13 protein-coding genes are annotated in these 22,589 nt (G+C 42.5%); 8 read left to right on the top strand and 5 right to left on the bottom strand.

Annotated features, from left to right (window positions below; translation table 11 throughout):
- Nucleotides 1–6 precede the first annotated feature (6 nt).
- Nucleotides 7–3,066 carry a TonB-dependent receptor gene (locus tag LPH68_RS03385; RefSeq protein WP_151923038.1) on the bottom strand — a complete coding sequence of 1,020 codons (3,060 nt, stop codon included), beginning with the start codon at nt 3,064–3,066 and terminating at the stop codon, nt 7–9.
- A 131-nt stretch (nt 3,067–3,197) separates the two neighbouring features.
- Nucleotides 3,198–7,232: a response regulator gene (locus LPH68_RS03390; protein WP_151923039.1), complete on the bottom strand. Its 4,035-nt coding sequence runs from the start codon at nt 7,230–7,232 to the stop codon at nt 3,198–3,200.
- A gap of 401 nt (nt 7,233–7,633) precedes the next feature.
- On the opposite strand from LPH68_RS03390, the gene LPH68_RS03395 reads away from it, so the two are divergent.
- From LPH68_RS03395 to pelA, 7 genes are all read left to right on the top strand, one after another.
- Nucleotides 7,634–8,545 carry a DMT family transporter gene (locus tag LPH68_RS03395; protein WP_004299199.1) on the top strand — a complete coding sequence of 304 codons (912 nt, stop codon included), beginning with the start codon at nt 7,634–7,636 and terminating at the stop codon, nt 8,543–8,545.
- A 51-nt stretch (nt 8,546–8,596) separates the two neighbouring features.
- On the top strand, nt 8,597–9,157 hold the full coding sequence (frr, locus tag LPH68_RS03400) for a ribosome recycling factor (protein WP_008650070.1): 561 nt from the start codon (nt 8,597–8,599) through the stop codon (nt 9,155–9,157).
- Nucleotides 9,158–9,263: 106 nt separating this feature from the next.
- The gene (rsgA, locus tag LPH68_RS03405; protein WP_008770689.1) at nt 9,264–10,196 is read left to right on the top strand and encodes a ribosome small subunit-dependent GTPase A; all 933 of its coding nucleotides are present in this window, start codon (nt 9,264–9,266) and stop codon (nt 10,194–10,196) included.
- Between the two features lie 99 nt (nt 10,197–10,295).
- Nucleotides 10,296–11,384: an efflux RND transporter periplasmic adaptor subunit gene (locus tag LPH68_RS03410; RefSeq protein ID WP_004316320.1), complete on the top strand. Its 1,089-nt coding sequence runs from the start codon at nt 10,296–10,298 to the stop codon at nt 11,382–11,384.
- Nucleotides 11,385–11,556: 172 nt separating this feature from the next.
- Nucleotides 11,557–14,589 (top strand): efflux RND transporter permease subunit, encoded by a 3,033-nt coding sequence (locus LPH68_RS03415; RefSeq protein ID WP_151923040.1) that lies wholly within the window; start codon nt 11,557–11,559, stop codon nt 14,587–14,589.
- The gene (locus LPH68_RS03420) at nt 14,586–15,926 is read left to right on the top strand and encodes a TolC family protein (protein WP_081352715.1); all 1,341 of its coding nucleotides are present in this window, start codon (nt 14,586–14,588) and stop codon (nt 15,924–15,926) included. The genes LPH68_RS03415 and LPH68_RS03420 overlap by 4 nt, the downstream gene beginning before the upstream one ends.
- A gap of 151 nt (nt 15,927–16,077) precedes the next feature.
- A complete protein-coding gene (gene pelA, locus LPH68_RS03425; RefSeq protein ID WP_149944485.1) occupies nt 16,078–17,172 on the top strand; it encodes a pectate lyase in 1,095 nt (364 codons plus the stop codon).
- Nucleotides 17,173–17,339: 167 nt separating this feature from the next.
- Here the strand turns inward: pelA and LPH68_RS03430 are convergent, their stop codons facing one another.
- Nucleotides 17,340–18,977: a fumarate hydratase gene (locus LPH68_RS03430; protein ID WP_230296857.1), complete on the bottom strand. Its 1,638-nt coding sequence runs from the start codon at nt 18,975–18,977 to the stop codon at nt 17,340–17,342.
- 34 nt (nt 18,978–19,011) lie between these two features.
- Between LPH68_RS03430 and LPH68_RS03435 the strand changes: the two genes are divergently transcribed.
- Complete coding sequence (locus LPH68_RS03435) at nt 19,012–19,272, top strand: hypothetical protein (protein WP_224262987.1); 261 nt, start codon at nt 19,012–19,014, stop codon at nt 19,270–19,272.
- Here LPH68_RS03435 and LPH68_RS03440 read toward each other — a convergent pair.
- Together LPH68_RS03440 and hflX are read right to left on the bottom strand one after the other, a co-directional pair.
- Nucleotides 19,244–21,235: a DUF4954 family protein gene (locus LPH68_RS03440; RefSeq protein ID WP_004299189.1), complete on the bottom strand. Its 1,992-nt coding sequence runs from the start codon at nt 21,233–21,235 to the stop codon at nt 19,244–19,246. The two genes, LPH68_RS03435 and LPH68_RS03440, sit on opposite strands and share 29 nt — an antisense overlap.
- Nucleotides 21,236–21,327: 92 nt before the next feature.
- Complete coding sequence (gene hflX, locus LPH68_RS03445) at nt 21,328–22,587, bottom strand: GTPase HflX (RefSeq protein WP_004299188.1); 1,260 nt, start codon at nt 22,585–22,587, stop codon at nt 21,328–21,330.
- Nucleotides 22,588–22,589: the final 2 nt, after the last annotated feature.

Here is a 22,589-nt window from a genome sequence, read left to right on the forward strand (position 1 = left end):
TTTATTTTAGAATGAAACATTGACACCAAACACATATTGTCTGGACTCCGGATAAGACCCTGGAGTCAGTTCGGGACTATAAGATTTAAACTCCGTAAATGTCAGCAAGTTAGTAGCAGTTGCATACAATCGTAATTTATGAATCGGAGTATTCTTCAATAGTCGGGTGGGGAAAGTATATCCCAGTTGTAAGGTGCGTAAACGGATATAAGAAGCATCCTGAATGGCAATGGCACTCAAATATGCAGGGTCCGCACTATAAGAAGGACGTGGGAATTTGTTCGAAGGATTGAACGGAGTCCAATAATCCACCTTCACCCCATTCAATTTTCCACGTAAAGAACCACCGGAATTATACTCGTACAAATAACCGTTCTTAATCTTTCTGCCGGAAACTCCATACCAGTCCATGAACAGGTCAAATCCTTTCCAGTTCCATGTAGAAGAAAGAGAGAGTGTAAACTTCGGATCTTTACGGATAGGTACCCTGTCATCAGCTGTAACCTTTCCATCCCCGTTGTTATCACGCACCTTGACCATTCCCGGTTCAATAGCGCCACCGTAATTAATCGGACTGTCGGCCACACCGTCATTATCACTATCATAGGTGTTTTTCAGTGTATAGACCAGATTTCCCGTACCATCACGAGTGATATCAAAATCATCATACTGAAAAATTCCATCTATCAGATAATCATAGTATACATTGATCGGTTCTCCGATAATCCACCCCTGGGCTACCTGACTTGCCGGTTTCCCGTTCTCATCGAGAGTATCGTCAATACGGACAATTTCATTCTTATACATGCTGAAATTAGTTCCGAGTGTCCAGGTAAACTCCTTTGTACGTACCACGTCACCATTTAAAGAAAGATCGATACCACTGGATTTCGTCTTTCCCAGATTATCTAGCATGGTAGTATATCCGAGTGACGCATTCAGGGAACGTTTCACCAACAAATCCTTCGTATGAGTATTATAATACTCAACCGTACCATTCAGACGCCCATTGAAGAAACTAAAGTCAACACCAAAGTTAGCTGTTGCAGACTGTTCCCATTTCAGGTTTGGATTAGACAGTTCCTTGCCCGGCAAATATCCCATTTGAAAAACATTTCCAAACTCATATCCTTTATTATCAGCCAGTCCCAAAGTAGTATAATTGCCGATACCGTTCTGATTACCTACAATACCATAACTCACACGCAGTTTCAGGTTATCAATCCACGACACATCTCTTAGGAAACTCTCCTGATTGACACGCCAGGCAAAAGCTGCCGACGGGAAAGTTCCCCATTTATTTTCTTTTCCGAAACGGCTGGAACCGTCACGGCGGACAGCCACGTTCAACAAATAACGATCTAAAAGCGAATATTGCGCCCGAGCCATGAAAGACACCAAGTTATTTTCATTAAACTGACGACGAGGCTTGCCTGTAAACTCACCTTGAGAAATGAAGTTCCAGTCTTTATCCACCGGAAGATTTTCAACCGAGTACCCGATAGACTTCGACCCATTATGGTCGACAGACTGAACGCCGGTCAATGTCAACTGGTGTTTCTTGTTCCGGATAGGCACTTTATAGGTTACAATATTCTCAACCAGCCAGTTCTGTGTACGCGATTCGTCAAGAACGGCCGTTCCTCCGCCTCCCGGATATTGGGAATCTTTATAAGAACCGTCTTCAGACGTCTGATTATAAACAGAAGTATTCAGACGATAATTGAATCCCTTGAAAGGTTTCACATCCATAAAAAAGTTCAGGCGGTAATTATCACGGGTTACTTCACGTCCATAATGTTCGGCACGGTACAAAGGATTATAATTTCCTTCCGAGTTGATATATTTTGTATACTTGCCATCCGCATCATATATCTCCGCCAATGGAGAACTGGTAATAAAATCATTAAAGTTACCATCCTCACGATCTTGTTTTGTCATCGCATAAGAAGAATTGATACCGAAACTAATCCATTTGGCTATTTCAAAGTCCAGATTCAGTCTTAAAGAAAACTTCTGATACCCCGATCCGGTAACCACCATTCCTTGTTGGTCAAAGTAGTTGGCACCTGCCGATACTTTGATTTTTTCTGTTCCTCCACGTACACTGACGTCATGATTATGATAGATTGCATTTCTGAACATTTCTTTTTCCCAGTCGATAAACTTTCCGCTGGCCCATACCCGTTGCATCACCTCGTCTTCCAACGCTTCGGCTATAGAAATCTCACGCGCATCAATTATTCCTTTATCATGCGCCTTTGCTTCACGACGAAGCTGCATATATTCTTCGGGAGAGTAGAAATCGAAATTTCTCCAGAGAGATTGAATACCCAGATAGCCATTATAGTTGACTTCCACTTTTCCGGCTTTACCACGTTTGGTAGTCACCAGTACCACACCGTCACTGGCGCGTGCACCATAAATAGCCTGCGACGCAGCATCTTTCAGAATTTCAACCGATTCAATATCATCCGCACTCAACGTACTGAACTCTGTTGCACTGGAAGGAGAACCATCTATAATATATAAAGGTGCATTGTCTGCACTGATAGAACGGGAACCACGAATGGTAATCGAAGGAGTCGATCCCGGTCGTCCGGAACTACTCGTTACATTCACACCTGCGGCACGTCCACGTAACATGTCAGCCACATTTCCGGCGGGAAATGTTTTCATTTCATCCGCTTTGACCGAAGCTACCGAAGTGGCCACATCACTCTTACGCTGAACTCCATAACCGACAACCACCAATTCATCGAGCATTTTCGACTCTTCCACCATATTCACATTCAGTACCGTTTTCGTACCGACACGTATTTTTTGTTCCTTATATCCTATACAAGAAAAAACAAGGGTAGATTTAGCCGATACACTGATTGAATATTTTCCATTTACATCCGTCACTGTACCGTTAGTAGTCCCCTCCTCCATGATATTAACTCCGGGGATCGGTCCAAGTGCGTCTGTCACCACTCCAGAAACTCTGACGTTTTGAGCACTAACCTCTAAAGAGATAAGAAAGGCTGTCAGGAACACAGCCCATTTAATTACGATGTTTTTCATACTATGTAATAATTTGAATGATTACAGTGCAAAAATCCCAATTATTAATGATTTCGAATAATAGAATCGTCCGTATAAAAGTTCAAATAGTACAAATCTCGTCAGGCAGAAAGCACCTAAAATACTATAAATTAAGAGTTTGTATATTTCCGTCTATAAGCAGCCGGAGTAATATCATAAGCATTTTTAAAACACCGGATAAAATAACTTGGATTAGAAAAACCGTAATCAAATGCTATATCAGCAATCAGGGCATTGGGGTCATTCCGCAATTTTTCTGTTGCTTTTTTCAGTCTCAAAGATAAAATAAAGTCATTCGGGGTCTGTCCGGTCAATGCTTTCAATTTGGTGAAAAGCAACGTTCTGCTCATACACATTTCTCGTGCAAAAGTAGCTACGTCAAAGTCTGGGTTATCAATATAAGATTCCACAATCGCCGTAGCATCCATCAACATCTTTTTATCGATCGGATTAAACGGAAGGTCTTCCACTTTAGGTTCGTCGTTTCGAACAAACCGTTGTTGAAGTAGTTTACGAGTTTGGATGATATTGTTGCACCGGGCTACCAATATCTTGATATTAAAAGGTTTGGAGATATAATCATCCGCACCTGTCTGCAAGCCTTCCAAGGTATGTTCTTCCCGGTTGCGGGCTGTCAGCAAGACAACAGGTATATGGCTGGTCTGCAAATTACTTTTCAACTTCTCGCACATTTCCAGTCCGGACATGACAGGCATCATGATGTCACTTACAATCATCTGCGGTTGGAGCGAAGAAGCCCGTTCCAATCCTTCCTGCCCGTCGGCAGCCGTATATACCTCATATATCTGTTCAAAAATCTGCGTCAATACTTTACGCATTTCCGGGTTATCTTCTACAATCAGTATTTTCACCGTTTTATCCGGCTTCACCATTTCCGAGATTTCTTGAGGCTCTATTATATAATGTTCGGCAACGTGCTCGTCTGCGGAGGAAGAGGCTTCCATATTCATATTCGCATCCCGGTGGAGAGTAACGGTAAAAGAGGTAACTCCATTCAGTTCGCTTTCCACTCCGATGGTTCCCTGATGCAATTCTACAATTCCTTTCGCCATCGCCAATCCAATGCCCGATCCTTTGACAGTTCGTGTGGTTGTTGCCGAATCATCCTGCCAAAACCGTTCAAATACATGTTTGATCTTGGATTTATCAATGCCTACCCCCAGGTTGTTGACTGAAATCACAATGTCATTATCTCCTTCCGCTGACAGCTCAACAGAAATCCAGTCACCAGGCTTCGTATACTTAAAAGCGTTGGACAATAAATTATAGAATACTTTCTCTATCTGTGTTTTGTCAATATACAAATCTGCTTCTTTCAGAGTGGAAGAAAAGCGGAGATCTATCTTATTCAGTTGGGCATAACTATAGAAAGAGCCACAAATTTCCTCTATCACCGCCACAATATTCTCTTTAGAAATCTTTAGTTTCAAGTATCCCTGATCCTGCTTACGGATATCAATGACTTCATCCACGAGGTTATTCATCCGGCGGGAATTTTTATAAATATCCAGAATCTTATTATATACTTCAGGAATAATGTCCTTATGCATCAGGAGCATTTCGAGCTGGCTGGATATAAGCGTTAACGGAGTACGGAATTCATGCGATACATTGGTAAAGAACCGCAGTTTGGACTGGTTCACACTTTCGATATACTCTTTTTCCCGTTTCTCGGCCAATAAAGAGTGCCGCAAGGTTTTTCGTATCCAGAACATACGGATAATATAGCCGGCAATAAGGATAGCTGCCAGCACCATCAACAAAATAAACCATGCCCGCTGATAAACCGGAGCCTCCACTATCAGCTCAAAACTAACGGAAGGTGCTTCCCGACCGTGAACGCCCACCTGGTCGCCACGGACATGGAAAGTATAATGCCCCGGATGAAGATTGGTATAGGTAATCATCGTATTATCGCCCGCCTTCATATATTCGTTGTCAAAGCCTTCAAGTTTATATTCCAGACCGATATTAGAAATATTATTCAGGGTGTTACTTGCTATCTCAAAAGTGACGGAAGAATATCTGGGCGGCAATACTAACCGATGTTCATACAATACGGTTTCTTTGATAAGCCCCAACGAATCAAGCGGTTGTATTTCCGTATTATCCACAAGCACCCGTTTTACAAACACATCATAGTCAACAGACTGTTTGTTCAGCTTTTCCTGGGCGATAGAGACAATACCCGCCAGACCACACACGTAAATATCGTGGTCGGACGCAATATACAGCCCTCCGTCATTTATATTATTCAAGGGAAAATCACTCTGTCTGTTATAGTTCTCGAATGTAGTCGTTGCCAGGTTGAATTTAGAGAAACCACCATTGGTTGCCACATAGATAGAACCATCCAAAGGACTCTCCACCAATCCGGTTATAAATCCATTTTCCAATCCCTGTTTCGCTCCGTATCCCACAAAAGAATCTGTCTTCTTATCAAATAGATAAATTCCCGAGCCTGTCGATCCCAGCCATATACGTCCTTTCTTATCACATAAAATGTGGTTGATGTGATGCTGCGCTGTACTCTGCGCTATTTGGGAGAAAGGATAACTATGGGCAATGCCCGCTTTGAGGTTGACTCGTATCAGATCAAAAGAGGTAGTCAGCCATAGATCCCCGTCTTTGTCAAACGTCATATCCCAAACCTGCGACAGATGTTTGGCAGCCAACGAAGGGTGTTCGAAATGATGAAGTCGAAGGTGTTTTTTATCCAATACAAGCAATCCTCCCTTGGCAGCTATCAATAAAGAATCGTGGCCGGCAAACTCTATCATTTTCACCAGATTATAGGCTCTGTCAACAACTGTTTTTCCTTCCGGAGTATAGATGTTTTCCGAGATAGATTCTATATGTCCGGTCGACAGATTAATCCGGTTGATTCCCTGATAAAGAGAAGCTACCCAAAGATAATCCGGCTCTTTCTCATAATAAAGAGACTTCACTATCTTAAAAGAAAGCTCTTGAGAATAGACCTTTTTTAAAGGGAAAAAGCGTTTGGTATGTTTATCATAATAGTTCAACCCGCTTCCTTCACTTGCAAACCAGATCCGGCCGGAACGGTCTTCGGCAATGGAACTGATAATATAAGAATTCAAATGACCGCCAACAGCCGTAGACGAGCGGTAAAAATGGAAAGCATCATTCGCTACATTATAATATTGGATTCCCTGATAGAAAGTCCCCAACCATAAAGTCCCCGAAGTGTCGTAATGCATCGAAATAATGGAACGTATATCGGCCGCCTCCACATTCAAGTCATATTCATAATCTGTAAACTCTCCGGTAAACAGGTTTAAAGTCTGCAAACCGGCATAGGTTCCGATATACAGGAGACTATCATTAGCTTGCGTCACATGACGCACATTATTATGGTTAATCGTATTTTCAGCTACCTTATTATGCTTGAAATGAGTAAGTGTTCCATCTTCATCCAACCGTATGAGCCCTCTGTTTCTGGTAGCTATCCAGATACTCCCGTTTCTATCTTCTGTTATTGAATTGACAGCTCCCACATCCATACGCCGGGTGATATGTGCAGACTGGTCGATGCAGTATACACCTTTCGAAGAAGTACCCACCACCACTGTCTGATTCTGACGAACCATGAGACTGTTCATCAATACATCCTCCTCATCCGAAGGAAATGAAAAGAATAACTCGGGCGCCTGGTCGAGGTTGCGATAACGGTAGATTTCCTTTCCGGTAGCTATCCATAATGCATCGTGCGCATAACAGATTCCCGCAACTTCTCCTTCACGCAACACCCTAAAACGATTCAAACGCATATCATAAAGAGTCACGCTCTGCAAACTGCGAATAAAGAGCAATCCGGCTTTATTTCCGCAAACCTGCCTGATATTATTGATATTGATGGAATAAGGATTAGCGTTATCCGGTTTGAATACTTCAAACTTACGTCCGTCAAATCGATTCAGCCCGTCTTGAGTGCCGATCCACAAAAATCCGAATTCATCCTGATAGAAACAATTGACTGTTTGATGAGAAAGTCCCTGCCTTACGTCCTTAAAGCGCATATTGATATCCTTCGTCACATTTGCCATGCAACAAAGTCCCGATATGAACAGGCAATAAACAACAAGAAATTTAGCTTTGGTCATCTGTGTTTTTCGATAATTCAGATGCAATATTCGGGAAAATCCAAGATATATGCAAGTGTTTATTCAAAAACCTGATTGCCTATTGCCTGCAGACTATTACTCGGGAGGCGTATAACTAATCTCCCTACCGAATAAAATTAATCATCTGACAGTTAATTCTTTTTCGTCTGACTATAGTCAGACGAAAGTTCAACTATAGTCAGACGTAAGTTTAACAGTAGTCAGACGCAAGTTCGACTATAGTCAGACGATTAATTTTATGCATAAACAAGATTAGTTATCTCTTTACCAAGAAATAGTTTTTAGCATACGAAAGATTAAATTATACTATCAACCGCCTAAACACTTGTTTATCATTGGTGAACTGCGTACTTTTGCACGCCATTAAAAAAAGCAAAACAATGACTAACAAAACCAAAGGTTTTATCTATGGAGCGATTGCCGCTGCGAGCTACGGTATGAATCCTCTTTTTGCACTTCCGCTCTATGCAGCCGGAATGAGTGTCGATACCGTTTTATTCTACCGGTACTTCTTTGCGACAATCGTATTGGGTATTCTGATGAAAATGCAGCACCAGTCTTTTGCACTTCATAAGGCAGACGTTTTGCCCTTAGTCATTATGGGATTGTTATTCTCTTTTTCATCACTGCTTTTGTTTATGAGTTATAATTATATGGATGCCGGAATTGCTTCTACGATTCTGTTTGTTTATCCGGTGATGGTAGCTGTCATCATGGGAATATTCTTCAAGGAAAAGATTTCCGCCATTACCGTTTTCTCCATCCTGCTGGCACTTTCAGGCATTGCCTTGCTTTATCAGGGAGACGGCAACAAACCGCTATCGACTTTGGGAATTATCTTTGTTCTGTTGTCTTCTCTCTCTTATGCTATATATATAGTAGGTGTAAACCGTTCGACATTGAAAAACCTGCCGACCACGAAACTTACCTTCTATGCCATTTTATTCGGACTATCGGTTTATATCGTCCGTTTAAATTTTTGTACGGAACTACAAGTAATACCGTCTGCCTGGCTCTGGGCCGATGTATTATCACTCGCCATCCTGCCAACTGCCGTATCACTGGTCTGTACCGCACTGGCCATTCATTATATAGGCTCTACACCAACAGCAATATTGGGTGCTCTGGAACCAGTGACAGCTTTATTCTTCGGTGTTCTCCTGTTTCACGAAAAACTGACTCCCCGCTTAATGATGGGTATTTTAATGATTATCACCGCCGTTACCCTGATTATCATTGGCAAGTCACTCATAAAAAAGATGGGTATGCTGTTGCAGATGAACAAAAAATAATATACTTTTGCTACTTAATCAATCAAAATGCAATTTTAAATCTCAAAAAATATGGTAGACGTAAAGACTTGCCTTGAAAATGCACAAGAAAAGATGGATATGGCCATCATGTATCTGGAAGAAGCACTGGCACATATCCGCGCCGGAAAAGCGAGTGCACGCTTATTAGATGGTATCCGCGTAGATTCTTACGGAAGTATGGTACCTATCAGCAATGTAGCAGCAATTACTACTCCGGACGCCCGCAGTATCGTGATCAAGCCTTGGGATAAAAGCATGTTCCGTGTCATCGAAAAAGCAATTATCGACTCTGACCTCGGTATCATGCCCGAAAACAATGGAGAAATGATCCGTATCGGCATCCCTCCCCTGACGGAAGAACGTCGTAAACAACTGGCAAAACAGTGTAAAGGAGAAGGCGAAACGGCTAAAGTAAGCGTACGCAACGCGCGTCGTGACGGCATCGACGCACTGAAAAAGGCCGTAAAAGACGGATTGGCAGAAGACGAGCAGAAGAATGCGGAAGCCAAACTGCAAAAAATCCATGATAAGTATATCAAACAAATCGATGATATGCTGGCTGAAAAGGATAAAGAAATTATGACCGTCTAAAAAATAATGAAGAATTAAGAATGAAGAATGAGGAATTATAATGCTGTATTATTCAGTTGAAACACAGCCTGAATTCTTCATTCTTCATTTTTAATTTATAATTTATATGAAAGGATTAGTAATCAAAAACACGGGTAGTTGGTATCAGGTGAAAACCGATGACGGACAATCTATTGAATGTAAAATCAAAGGGAATTTCCGATTGAAAGGGATTCGCAGTACTAATCCTGTTGCAGTGGGTGATCGTGTCCGAATTATACTTAATCAGGAAGGCACTGCTTTTATCAGTGAAATAGAAGATAGAAAGAACTACATCATCCGCCGTTCATCCAATCTTTCCAAACAATCTCATATCCTTGCTGCCAATCTCGACCAGTGTATGCTGGTGGTAACCATCAATTATCCGGAAACTTCCACTATTTTTATTGATCGCTTTCTTGCATCCGCAGAGGCCTATCGTGTCCCTGTCAAACTGGTATTTAATAAGGTAGATGCTTACGACGAAGATGAACTCCGCTATCTGGACGCCCTTATCAACTTATACACACAAATCGGCTACCCTTGCTTCAAAGTTTCCGCAAAGAACGGCACTGGAGTGGCTGAAATCAAAAAAGCACTGGAAGGCAAGATTACTTTATTTTCCGGACATTCGGGAGTCGGCAAATCGACTCTTATCAATTCCATACTGCCGGGCATAGAAACCAAGACCGGCGAAATTTCTTCCTACCACAACAAAGGAATGCATACTACTACTTTCTCCGAAATGTTCCCTGTGGAAGGAGATGGCTATATCATCGATACTCCGGGTATCAAGGGCTTCGGCACATTTGATATGGAAGAAGAAGAGATCGGACATTATTTTCCCGAAATATTCAAAACCTCCGCCGACTGCAAATATGGCAACTGTACACATCGTCATGAACCGGGATGTGCCGTACGCAAAGCAGTGGAAGAGCACCTCATCAGCGAATCCCGTTATACCTCTTATCTCAATATGTTGGAAGATAAAGAGGAAGGAAAATATCGGGCTGCTTACTGATTAACTCTTTTTTACTCTTCCTTTCTTTAAACCTTTCCCATCAGGGAAAGTCTAATTTTTGAAGATGTACAATATAATTGCCATATACAATACTAAACCATGAATAAGAAGACTAAATGGGGCATCATTATTCTTGTTGGTGCCGGGATTATCGGTGGAGGAATCTACTCACAATTACCGAAAAAAAACGACGAACTAGCAGCCGCCGACAAAGTGATGGGCAGTAATAAAAAAAGAGGGAAACAAGTTTTAAATGTAAATGCCAAGGTCATAAAACCACAATCTCTGACAGATGAGTTCACCACTACTGGTGTACTTCTACCCGATGAAGAAGTGGATTTATCTTTCGAAACGTCGGGAAAGATTGTAGAAATCAACTTTGAAGAAGGAACAGCCGTAAAGAAAGGCCAATTACTAGCCAAAGTGAATGACAGGCAGTTGCAGGCACAATTGCAAAGGTTGATTTCGCAATTGAAACTGGCAGAAGACCGTGTATTCCGCCAGGATGCTTTATTGAAACGGGATGCTGTCAGTAAAGAAGCCTACGAACAGGTGAAAACGGATTTAGCAACCCTGAATGCCGATATAGAGATTATCAAAGCTAATATTGAACTGACAGAGCTACGTGCTCCGTTTGACGGAGTGATCGGACTTCGCCAAGTCAGTATCGGTACGTATGCGTCTCCGACCACAGTCGTTGCCAAGCTGACAAAAATCGCTCCACTGAAGGTTGAATTTTCCGTTCCGGAACGCTATGCCAAGCAAATTAAAAAGGGTACCAATCTCAATTTCAGCGTTGAAGGAACATTGGATGCTTTTGGCGCACAGGTATACGCTGTAGAATCTGCCATCGATCCGAATCTGCATCAATTTACCGCCCGTGCATTATACCCGAATGTCAATCGCACCCTGCTTCCCGGCCGTTATGCCAGTGTACTGTTGAAAAAGGATGAAATACCTAATGCAATAGCCATCCCAACGGAAGCAATTGTGCCGGAAATGGGTAAAGATAAAGTCTATCTGTATAAATCAGGAAAGGCCGAACCGGTGGATATTATTACCGGTATCCGCACCGCATCTGAAGTGCAAGTGATTAGAGGATTGCACGTAGGAGACACAATCATCACTTCAGGAACATTGCAACTCCGTACCGGACTCGCCGTAACACTTGACAATATTGAAGAATGAGAATTTATGATTTATGAATTCTGATTTATGATTTATAAAGCCAAATAATTTATGATTTATAAGTCAGCAGAATCCAGCAAACATTCAGAAATCAGAAATCAGAATTCAAAAATCAGAAATCTTCAATCCATAACTCAGAAATCATAATTCAGAAATCAGAAATCATAAATCAATGAACATCTCCGAATTAAGTATACGTCGCCCGGTATTAGCCACAGTATTAACGATTATTATCCTCCTTTTCGGATTCATCGGATACAACTATTTGGGTGTCCGCGAATATCCGTCGGTAGATAATCCGATTATTTCTGTCAGCTGCTCTTATCCGGGAGCTAATGCCGACGTTATCGAAAACCAGATAACTGAACCGTTGGAACAGAATATCAACGGTATTCCCGGTATCCGTTCTTTGTCCAGTGTGAGCCAGCAGGGGCAAAGCCGTATCACTGTAGAATTTGAATTGTCCGTCGATCTGGAAACAGCGGCCAACGACGTACGTGACAAGGTTTCACGTGCCCAACGTTATCTGCCTCGCGACTGTGACCCACCGACAGTTTCAAAAGCGGATGCCGATGCCATGCCTATCTTGATGGTTGCCCTTCAAAGTGACAAACGTTCTTTGTTGGAGTTAAGTGAAATAGCGGATCTGACTGTGAAAGAACAATTACAGACTATTTCCGATGTAAGTAGTGTGTCTATCTGGGGAGAGAAACGTTACTCCATGCGCCTTTGGCTCGACCCGGTAAAGATGGCAGGCTACGGTATCACTCCCGTCGATGTTAAAAACGCTGTAGATAACGAAAATGTGGAACTTCCTTCAGGTAGTATCGAAGGAAATACCACCGAGTTGACGATCCGTACACTAGGATTGATGCATACCGCAGATGAATTCAATGACTTGATTGTCAAAGAAGAGAATAACCGTATTGTACGATTCAGTGATATCGGACGTGCTGAACTGGGGCCGGCTGATATTAAGAGTTATATGAAGATGAACGGCGTTCCTATGGTGGGTGTCGTAGTCATTCCACAGCCGGGAGCCAACCACATTGAGATTGCGGATGCTGTATACCAACGTATGGAGCAAATGAAAAAAGACTTGCCGGAAGATGTACACTATAATTATGGTTTTGATAATACCAAGTTTATCCGTGCGTCTATCAATGAGGTTAAGTCCACTGTATATGAAGCTTTTGTACTCGTAATCATCATTATCTTCCTCTTCCTGCGTGACTGGCGCGTCACGTTGGTGCCTTGTATCGTAATCCCTGTTTCCCTTATCGGTGCTTTCTTCGTTATGTATCTGGCAGGATTCTCCATCAATGTGCTTTCCATGCTCGCCATCGTACTATCGGTGGGACTGGTGGTAGATGACGCCATCGTTATGACGGAAAATATCTACATCCGTATAGAGAAAGGAATGGCCCCGAAAGAAGCGGGAATAGAAGGAGCCAAAGAAATTTTCTTTGCCGTTATTTCCACCACTATTACGCTGGTAGCGGTATTCTTCCCTATCGTCTTTATGGATGGAATGACGGGACGATTATTCCGTGAGTTCAGTATCGTAATTTCAGGTTCGGTGATTATATCCTCATTTGCCGCATTGACTTTCACTCCGATGTTGGCAACGAAGTTACTCATTAAACGGGAAAAACAAAGTTGGTTCTATGCAAAAACAGAACCGTTCTTTGAAGGAATGAACCGGCTATACAGCCGTTCGCTTGCCGCTTTTCTTAGTAAACGCTGGATCGCTCTTCCATTTACTTTCATCACCATTTGCCTGATTGGTATTCTGTGGAATGCAGTTCCTGCGGAAATGGCCCCACTTGAAGACCGTTCGCAAATCAGTATCAATACACGAGGAGCGGAAGGCGTCACCTATGAATATATCAGGGATTACACAGAAGACATCAATCAACTGGTAGACTCCATTCTGCCTGATGCAGAGGCTGTAACTGCCCGTGTATCCAGCGGTAGCGGAAACGTGCGCATCACGCTGAAGGATATGAATGAACGTAATTATACCCAGATGGATGTGGCAGAGAAAATATCAAAAGCGGTACAGAAGAAAACAATGGCGCGTTCATTCGTACAGCAGCAGTCTTCTTTCGGCGGACGTCGTGGAAGCATGCCTGTACAATATGTACTTCAGGCTACCAATTTGGAAAAGCTGGAAGAAGTGTTGCCCAAGTTTATGGCTAAAATATATGAGAATCCTGTTTTCCAGATGGCGGACGTTGATTTGAAGTTCAGTAAACCGGAAGCTCGTATTCAGATCAACCGCGACAAGGCCAGTATTATGGGAGTAAGTACCAAAAACATTGCTCAAACGCTGCAATATGGATTAAGCGGCCAACGTATGGGATATTTCTATATGAACGGTAAACAATACGAAATTCTTGGTGAAATCAACCGCCAACAACGAAACAAACCGGCCGACCTGAAAGCTATTTACGTCCGTAGCAGTAGCGGGGATATGATTCAGCTGGACAACTTGATTGAATTGGAAAGCGGTATTGCACCTCCAAAGTTGTATCGTTATAACCGTTTTGTGTCAGCTACCATCTCTGCGGGATTGGCAGACGGCAAAACAATCGGACAAGGTTTGGATGAAATGGATAAGATTGCCAAAGAAACATTGGATGACACTTTCCGCACTGCCCTGTCGGGAGACTCGAAAGAATATCGTGAAAGTTCCTCCAGTCTGATGTTCGCCTTTATCCTGGCTATCCTTTTGATTTACCTGATTCTGGCAGCCCAGTTTGAAAGTTTCAAAGATCCATTGATTATCATGTTGACAGTGCCGCTGGCTATTGCCGGAGCTTTGGTCTTCATGTATTTCGGAGATATTACGATGAATATTTTCAGTCAGATCGGTATTATCATGCTGATCGGTCTGGTGGCGAAGAACGGTATTCTTATTGTAGAATTTGCCAATCAGAAACAGGAAGCCGGAGAGGATAAAATGAGCGCCATCAAAGATGCTGCCCTTCAACGCCTCCGTCCGATTCTGATGACAAGTGCCTCTACGGTTTTGGGACTTATCCCGCTGGCATTTGCCACCGGAGAAGGTTGTAACCAGCGTATTGCCATGGGTACGGCGGTAGTGGGTGGTATGGTCGTATCCACTCTGCTTACGATGTACATTGTACCGGCTATTTACAGTTACATTTCGACTAACCGAATCAAAAAACTACAAGAATGAAACAGAAAGGAATTTGCATGAAACGCATCATTTATATCACCATTGCATGTGCCTTCTTATCAGTCTCTTTTGCAAAGGCACAAGTTCTCACTCTCAAGGAGTGTCTGGAAGAAGGATTGCAAAACAATTACTCTTTACGTATCATCCATAACGAAGAGCAGATCAGCAAAAACAACGCAACGTTGGGAAATGCAGGTTACCTGCCTACACTGGACTTCTCTGCCGGATATACCGGAAACCTGGACAATATTGAGACCAAGGCGCGTGCTACCGGAGAAATAACAAAGAACAACGGAGTCTACGATCAGACAGTTAATGTCGGTCTTAACCTCAACTGGACTATTTTCGACGGATTCAATATCAGTACCACCTACAAACAGTTGAAAGAGCTGGAACGTCAGGGGGAAACCAACACGCGTATTGCCATTGAAGATTTTATCGCTGCCCTGACTTCCGAATACTATAATTTTATCCAGCAGAAGATTCGTCTGAAAAACTTTCATTATGCAATGTCACTTTCCAAAGAGCGCTTGCGCATAGCCGAGGCTAGTCACCTGGTCGGTAAGTTTTCAGGGCTGGATTATCAGCAGGCAAAGGTGGATTTCAATGCAGACAGTGCCCAATACATCAAACAACAGGAATTGCTACATTCTTCACGCATCCAGTTGAATGAACTGATGGCTAACAACAATGTCAATCAAAACATTATTATCAAAGACTCCACTATCGACGTACACAGCGACTTGCAATTTGATGATTTGTGGAATTCTACGTTAGCAACCAATGCTTCTTTGCTCAAGGCCGATCAAAACACAGTACTTGCCCAATTGGACTACAAGAAAATAAACTCACGCAACTATCCATATCTCAAATTAAATACCGGATATGGATATACGTTCAACAAGTATGACATCAACGCAAACAGTAGAAGAGGTGAACTGGGTTTCAATGCCGGAATAACTGTCGGTTTTAATATATTCGACGGTAATCGCCGCCGCGAAAAGAGAAATGCGAGTCTGGCTTTCAAAAATCGTCGTCTGGAACGACAGGACATGGAGTTAGCACTCCGCTCTGATCTCAGTAACCTATGGCAAGCCTATCGCAACAATCTCCAATTGTTGAATCTGGAACGTCAGAACCTGATAACCGCCAAGGACAACCACGATATTGCCATGGACCGTTATATACAGGGAGACCTCTCCGGTTTTGAGGTGCGCGAAGCACAAAAAAGTTTGTTAGATGCAGAGGAACGCATCCTCTCTGCCGAATACAATACGAAACTTTGCGAAATATCCCTGTTGCAAATCAGCGGAAAGATTACGAAGTATCTGGAATAAGGAAGTAGTTTCCATTTATTTTTTTATTGGGTTAATCTTCTTATCGGGAAGGTTAACCCAATTTTTACTGCATAAAAAACAGTTATTACATATCGTTGTTTTTCTTTCTTTCTACATTTGCATACCATAAAAACATTAAATAATAAAAGCCATGAGAAAACTAAGTCTTTTCTTACTATTACTTTTTATCCTGACAAATGCCTCAGCCCAAAAAGCAACAGATTACAGAAAACAGCAAAACTACAAAGAATGGGTACACATCGCTCCCAAATTTGACGATGATTTTTTTAAGACAGAAGAAGCCCAACGCATTGGTGACAACGTGTTACTGTATCAACAAACTACCGGAGGCTGGCCCAAGAATATCTATATGCCGGCAGAACTGACGGAACAAGAATATAAGGCGGCACTAAAAGCCAAAGAGGATATCAACCAAAGCACAATCGACAACAATGCCACCACGACAGAAATAGAATATCTGGCACGACTTTATCTGGCTACACAGAAAGAGAAATATAAAGAAGGAGTGCTGAACGGTATTCAATATCTGCTCAAATCGCAGTATGAAAACGGAGGATGGCCTCAATTTTATCCACGTCCCAAAGGTTATTATGTACAAATCACCTACAATGACAATGCAATGGTAAGAGTCATGAATCAACTTCGGAGCATATACGAAAAGAAAGCTCCATATACTTTTCTTCCTGACAATATCTGCGAACAAGCACGCAATGCATTCAACAAAGGTATAGAGTGTATACTCAAAACGCAGGTGTGCCAAAATGGTGAATTAACAGTATGGTGCGCCCAACACGACCGTGTCACTTTGGAACCCTGCAAAGCACGTGCTTATGAACTTCCGTCACTAAGCGGACAAGAGTCGGACAATATTGTATTGCTGTTGATGTCACTTCCTAATCCATCCACAGACATTGTAAAATCCATAGAAGGAGCAATCAAATGGTTCCAAAAGTCTAAAATAAAAGGAATACAGAAGGAATATTTCACTAACAGCGAAGGTAAAAAAGACTATCGTATGGTTCCCTGTGAAGACTGTCCAACTCTCTGGGCACGTTTTTATGAACTGGAAACGAACCGGCCTTTTTTCTGCGACCGTGACGGCATTAAAAAATATGATATATCGGAAATCGGGCATGAGCGCCGGAATGGTTATAGTTGGTATAACAAAGATGGTAGTAAGGTATTGAAGAGATATGAAAAATGGAAAAAAGAACAGAATAAGTAATCACAAATGATGAAAGGCTGATATCTACACTACAAAAATAAATATCCGGAAAGTCTTTAAGTCCTCAAAAGATGAAATCCCCTCACTACATTGCAGAGTGAGGGGATTTTATAAATTCAGGGCATTTAGCCTCTTCTTAAAGTTTTATCCCAACAGGTTAAAACCGGTTATTTTGTGCAATTCCACGGTTTCAACTGTTTGAAGAAGTCATTACCCTTATCATCCACCAAGATAAATGCAGGGAAGTTTTCTACTTCAATTTTCCAGATGGCTTCCATACCCAATTCCGGATATTCCACACATTCGATGCTCTTGATGTTATTCTGTGCTAGGATAGCTGCCGGACCTCCGATAGAACCAAGATAGAAACCACCATATTTCTTACAAGCATCTGTCACTTGCTGGCTACGGTTACCTTTTGCCAACATGACCATGCTGCCGCCATGACTTTGGAACAGTTCTACATAAGAGTCCATACGTCCTGCTGTAGTAGGACCCATAGAACCACAAGCCATGCCTTCCGGAGTTTTTGCCGGACCTGCATAATAAATAGGATGATCCTTAATATATTGTGGCAAGTCTTCGCCGCGATCCAAACGTTCTTTCAGTTTAGCATGGGCGATGTCACGACCTACGATGATCGTTCCGTTCAATGACAGACGAGTAGCTACCGGATATTTAGTCAGCTCTTTCAGGATTTCAGGCATCGGACGGTTCAGGTCGATCTTTACAACATCACCTTCACCTGCTTGACGCAGTTCTACAGGAATAAGTTCGCCCGGATTTGAATCCAGTTTCTCAATCCAGATACCTTCCTTATTGATTTTACATTTGATGTTACGGTCGGCAGAGCAAGATACTCCCAAGCCTACCGGACAAGAAGCACCGTGACGAGGCAAACGGATGATGCGTACGTCATGAGCAAGATATTTACCTCCGAATTGCGCGCCCAATCCAATTTTGTGAGCTTCTGCCAAAACTTCTTTTTCCAGTTCGATGTCGCGGAATGCACGGCCATATTCGTTTCCAGTAGTCGGCAAGTTATCATAGAAATGAGTAGAAGCCAGCTTCACTGTCAATAAGTTCTTTTCAGCAGAAGTTCCACCGATCACGAAAGCGATATGATAAGGAGGGCAAGCGGCTGTTCCCAATGCTTTCATTTTTTCAACCAGGAATGGAACCAGTGTACCGGGATTCAGGATCGCTTTTGTTTCCTGATACAAATATGTCTTGTTGGCAGAACCACCACCTTTTGTTACGCAAAGGAATTCGTATTCCATACCTTCGGTAGCTTCGATGTCAATCTGTGCAGGGAGGTTACATTTTGTATTTACCTCATCATACATATTCAAAGGCGCATTCTGTGAATAACGCAGGTTCTCTTCAGTGTATGTTTTATATACGCCCAGTGAAAGCGCTTCTTCATCAGAATATCCAGTCCATACCTGCTGTCCTTTTTCACCATGGATAATAGCAGTACCAGTGTCCTGACAGAAAGGAAGTACACCTTTTGAAGCAACTTCCGCGTTACGCAGGAAAGTCAATGCCACATACTTATCGTTTTCACTTGCTTCCGGATCACTCAGAATCTTAGCAACTTGTTCGTTGTGCGAACGACGAAGCATGAATGATACATCACGAAAAGCTGCATTAGCCATCGCAGTCAAACCTTCTTTCTCAATTTTCAGGATAGGATTTCCTTCAAACTCGCTTACTGATACATAGTCTTTTGTAAGCAGATAATACTCAGTTGTATCTTTTCCCTTTTCAAACATGGGCTGATACTTAAACGGAGGTGTTGCCATAAGTTTCTTATTTTATTACGTAATGTTAGTTAGTGTGGCAAAGGTAGTAATTAAGAATGAAGAATGGCGAATGATGAATGAAGAATTAAGAATGAATAACGGAGAAAAGCAGGAACAGCAAAAGACAATCATAAACAATAAACAACGAGCGGTAAACAAGCTATGCCATTCATTGACATCTGCCGTTCACCGCTCACTATTTTATTTACAGTTTGCTATTTATCATATCCTGTTTATCATCCACAGTTCGCCATCTGCCACTCCTATTATGATTCGATTGCTTCAATCCGTTTGATTAACTCGTTTCCAAGAGCTGTTTTATCTTCAATATGTTTCAAGACGGCAGTCACAAAGGTATTACTTTCGAAATCACCGCGTACTTGCTCAAAATCCTGCTTCATTTCGTCGTGGGAGCCGTCAGCACCAAATCCGGTCATGGAAGACAACGAAAATTCTTTCTTGGCATCCTCATATACCATCTTATCCAATCCGACAACAGCTTGCTGCCACGCTTTCACGATACCGATGATATCTTGTGCTGTAATCGTTTCCGGATTCAGGCCGTAGAATTCCTGAATCTTATGATAAGCCCATGTCCATTCATAGGTATAATAATTCTCGTGCATTTCTGCAAAGCTTGCATTGATGGATTTCAAACGATTGACTGTTCCATTCTCAATACCATCCAACAATCGGTCGATTTCACTCTTGGGAGCAATCAGTCCGGAAACATCCACCCATTCGCCAAGTCCGATTTCCGTGTCAGGTTTCAGTCGCTGACGGATTTCTTCATTGGTCTGGAAATTAATACCCTCCAATCGTTTTATGATGGAGTTTCCCAAGAACTTGTGAATGGCGATTTCATAAAAACGAATTCCGTTATTCAGAGAAGAGTTCTTGATTTTAGCACTCTGGTAGGAGTAGATCTCTGAAGTTTCACCGGATACACGTTTCAATTCTTTCAAAATGGAACGTCCTTTAAACATCTTCTGAATGGTATAAGGACTCAGCAGGTTATAATTGATATAATCCAGCCGGTTCGGATCTTTTCGCTTATCACGCTTTGGCCATTTCTGTGCGTCACGGATAGTACCTACACTTCTCAAATTAACTCCCGGAACCAGATAAGTGGTATTCCGCTGCTCTATCAGGTAAGAGAAAGGAAGATTGGAAGTATCGGCATGATTAACATGACGTCCCATTACCAAAGAGAAAGCCCCGACACGTGCCGGCCACAGGATATATGAATCGGAAGTGGTCTTCGCTCCTCTCTCCATCGTTCCCTGATGGATAGGACCTAACTTATACATGTGATTACTCTGATTGGACCCCGAACCCGCATTCATAAACGAGAACATACCGGCAATCAATAAAGTAGATTTATGGTGTGTCACAGTGAAAGGACCTGCAAAAATAGCACATGCCTCACCGTTCTCTCCCTGACAATTACTGAAGAATAAAGAATCGGAAGCGGAATAATTGTGTCCCAGTTTACAGGATTGTCCGACGAAACAACGAGTCAACATCGTGCCGTCATCCACTTTAGAGCCGGAAGAGATGATAAAGTCATCACAGATTACACCATGTCCGATATGTACAGGTGCCGTCACATTACTATTGACGCTGCCATTGGATAAGCGGCAGGTCCCACAGATATGGCAGTAATCACCAATCCGGACATTCTTGATCGAGCCCGTATTGAGAATCATCACATGATTGCCAATACTGCCGACAGCAGAAGCATGTTTATTGGAATAATAATCCGCAATGGATTTCATACGGTTTATCAGCTCGGGACGATGGCGGTACAGTGCAAGAATATATGCCTGGTGCGCAGACAATTTATCGTTCATCAACACCTCACGGCCTCCTGTTTCATTCAATACAGCCACTTCTACCCCATTACCAAAAGTGCTTAACCTATCCACTAAAATAATATCTACATTCTCAATGAAGGTGTCACTGCCAATCTCATAATTAGCAATATAGTTCTGTATATTCTCAATACAGCAGTTATCACCCACCGACACATTGTGCAACGTCACATGACGTAATCCCGAATGTTTCTTGATTCCCCCCGGCAATGTAAATTCAGCTTCGAATACCCCCAGTTTTACTTCACCCGAGAAACGGGTATGATGGACGTACTCACAATTAAAACCCTCTGCCACTGATACATTTCCCCAATCATCGGCCAGACATGACTGGCTCTTCAACTGAAGTATCTCATCTTCAGTCAATCTACGATAGTCTTTCATCTTAATAATGTGTTAATGTGCCCATATGCCAATGTGCCAATTCTGATGCAGTACGCGCAACCAATTGGCACATCAGCACATTAGCATATTGATTATTCTTCCTCTTCTTCGTAGGTCTGATAAAGAAAATCGTTATAGGGATATTTCTGAACGTGTAATTCTTTCACTCGCTGATAAACTACATTTTTCAGTTCGTCTATATTGATTCGTTCGCGGGCGGAAATAAAGAGGCAGTTATCCTCCATTTTTGCCATCCACGTCTTCATCAGTTCTTCGAGTGTTAAGTTTTCCTTTGTTCGGGGGGTAAGGTCGTCCGGCGCTTTCTCCACGTAGGTGTAAGCGTCTATTTTATTAAATACAAGTATCATAGGTTTGCCACTGCCTCCAATCTCTGCCAGGGTCTTGTTCACCACCTCAATCTGTTCCTCAAATCCGGGGTGGGAAATATCGACTACGTGCACAAGCAAATCTGCTTCACGTACCTCATCCAGGGTAGATTTAAAAGATTCTACCAAGTCGGTAGGTAACTTGCGAATAAACCCTACTGTATCTGACAACAGGAACGGTAGATTATCGATAATCACTTTGCGCACAGTAGTGTCTAAAGTAGCGAACAGTTTGTTTTCCGCAAACACTTCACTCTTGGAGAGAAGATTCATCATGGTTGATTTTCCCACATTGGTATAACCAACCAGTGCAACACGTATCATGCGTCCGCGATTCTTGCGTTGGGTAGCTTTCTGCTTGTCAATCTCCGCCAGACGTTCTTTCAGCAATGACATACGGTTCAGGATGATACGGCGGTCCATCTCAAGCTGTGTTTCACCCGGACCACGAAGTCCCACGGAACCTTTGCCACCACCGGCACCGGAACCACCTCCCTGGCGTTCCAAGTGAGTCCAAAGCCGCTGCAAACGCGGCAACATATATTTATACTGTGCCAGTTCTACCTGTGTCTTCGCATTGGCTGTCTGCGCACGCATGGCAAATATATCAAGAATCAGTGAAGTACGGTCCAGTATCTTCACTTTCAGTTCAGCTTCAATATTACGAATCTGTTTCGCAGAAAGCTCATCATCAAAGATGACCATTCCTACTTCACGTTCTGCTTCCTCTTCGTCATGGATATATTGTCTGATTTCTTCCAACTTTCCTTTTCCAACATAAGTCACAGAGTTAGCCGTCGGCAACTTCTGTGTAAATCGTTTCACAACTTCCGCCCCAGCCGTCTCGGCAAGGAAAGCCAGTTCATCCAGATACTCGTTTGTTTTACGCTCATCCTGCGTCTGTGTGATGAGTCCTACAAGCACTGCTGTTTCTACTTTGGCTTCGGATATTACAAATTCTTTCATTC

It is taken from the genome of Bacteroides sp. 1_1_30, assembly GCF_020982715.1.
GTDB lineage: Bacteria > Bacteroidota > Bacteroidia > Bacteroidales > Bacteroidaceae > Bacteroides > Bacteroides xylanisolvens.